The 1809-nt window shown below is 60.6% G+C and carries 2 protein-coding genes; both read right to left on the bottom strand.

What is annotated here, in order from left to right:
- Nucleotides 1-881: hypothetical protein (locus AC5JLB_RS00530; protein WP_495871905.1), on the bottom strand; the 881-nt coding region annotated here is incomplete at its 3' end.
- A partial coding sequence (locus tag AC5JLB_RS00525) for an O-antigen ligase family protein (protein ID WP_495871904.1) occupies nt 882-1809 on the bottom strand: 928 nt, incomplete at its 5' end. It lies immediately after the preceding gene.

Here is a 1809-nt window from a genome sequence, read left to right as displayed (position 1 = left end):
AGTAGGCCCTTGGTCGCCTGGGCGCCGCCTGTGCCCAGTTTGCGGGCGATCTGCGGTCGTTCAAAATCGGTCAGCGCATTCGAAACCAGCGCGATCGGGCGGATCAGCAGTGCGCTTGCGGCAAGAGGCGCAAAGGCCTGCGGACCCAGGATGAAGGTGACCACATAGGCATGGGTGTTCGCCGTCAGTTCGGTGGTGGCGACGCCTGAAAGCGACCACTTCGAATGCTGGTTCCAGACTGCCCCATAGTGTTTCAACGCCGCCCCGGAAAAACGCAGAAACTGCCCCCGCATGAAATCGCCGCCGAGCGGGACAAGAGCGGCAAGGCCGGAAAGGAGCAGGACGGCATAGGCTGCAAGGAGCGACGTGGTACCCGAAAGGAACATCGCGAGAATGCCGCACAGCAGCAGGGTGCCATAGGTCAGGTCGGAGAATACCGAGTTCTTCTGCCGGCCGTGGACGTAGGAATAGGATCGGCCAAACCAACGGAGGAGCATGATCGCGGCATAGGCCGCGAAGATGACAGCAACCGCGCCTGATAGGCCAAGAGCCATGCCGAGCCCGAAGAAAACTGCCAAGGCCACGAGAGACAGTGCCGCATTGGCTGCGTGGAATATCAAGGTCACCGCACCCGTGTCTGCACCTGGCTTGGACATCAGGACAGGGTAGGGTGCCCCGAGCAAGGCGCTCGAAAAGCCAAAGCTGAGCTGGGACAGAACCAGGAGAAAGGCGAAGGCGCCGAATTCGGCTGGAGCCAGCGCGTGAAGGAGCTGAAGCGACAGGACGAACTGTGCGCCCGCAGCCATAGCAGGACCAAGGGCCGCCAGGCCATACTGCACCACCTTGTGCGTTCGAACGGGCGCCAGCTCAACCTCAGCCATTCAGTGGCCCCTTGCCCGGCGAGGGGGAGCACTCAGCAGCGCGGCGTCAGTTATCTGGCGGGCTTGCCCTTCGATATTGGCCTTGTGCTCCATGGCTACGATGAAGACCATGAAGACCCATACCATCATGTCCCGGTCCAGAAGCGTGGACTCGGTGAAATTGTTGCCCGCACAAAACAGCAGCAGGCTGATGAGCAGGGCTCCGGTGGATTTCTCGATGGTCGTCCGCGTCAGCAGCTTCCATCCGGGCAGGAGGATCACCGCCCAGATGGCCAGCAGCATTCCCGGATAGCCAAGCTGTACCAGAACATCGAGATAGCCGTTGTGACCGTTGCCCAGTTCGGCAACCCAGCTATAGGACATCTGAAACACAGGGCTTGCGGGCCCAACATTCCAGAAAGAGCCGAAGCCGGAACCGATCAGTGGCCTCGTATTGGCGTATTCGAGCAGGATCGGCCAGATTTGCGCGCGGCCGGTAAACGCGTCTGGTTCGGCGAAAAGCTCGCCCACCTGGGCCATCAGGGTGTCACCCAGAATGGCAAAGATAATCAGTGTCAGGGCAACAACGGGAATCACTACCCTGATCTGCGCGCGGGTGAGCCTGAGATACAGCCAACCAGACAGCAGCGATGGCAGCAGCAGGTAGAGCGACGTCTTCGACTGGCTGAACCAGAGAAAGACAGCACTGCCGACGATGATCGCAAAGTTGAGCCACGGGCGGCCGGGAACAGCTTTGAACGCGAAGAAGATCACCGTAATGGCGCAAAGTGCCCCGGCGAAGTTTTTCTGCATGGTGAAGCCACGCCAATTGCCCGCAAGGGCAGGGTCACCGGTCTCCCCCGCCAGGTGAACACCAGCGGGGCTGGTCGCAAGAACGACGAAGTTGAAGGCAAGGCACAAGGCAAGCAGCGATTGCAGGAGGCGGATC

It is taken from the genome of Myxacorys chilensis, assembly GCF_059505265.1.
The sequence above is the reverse complement of the archived record's forward strand: the minus strand, read 5'-3'. Positions and strand labels throughout refer to the sequence as shown.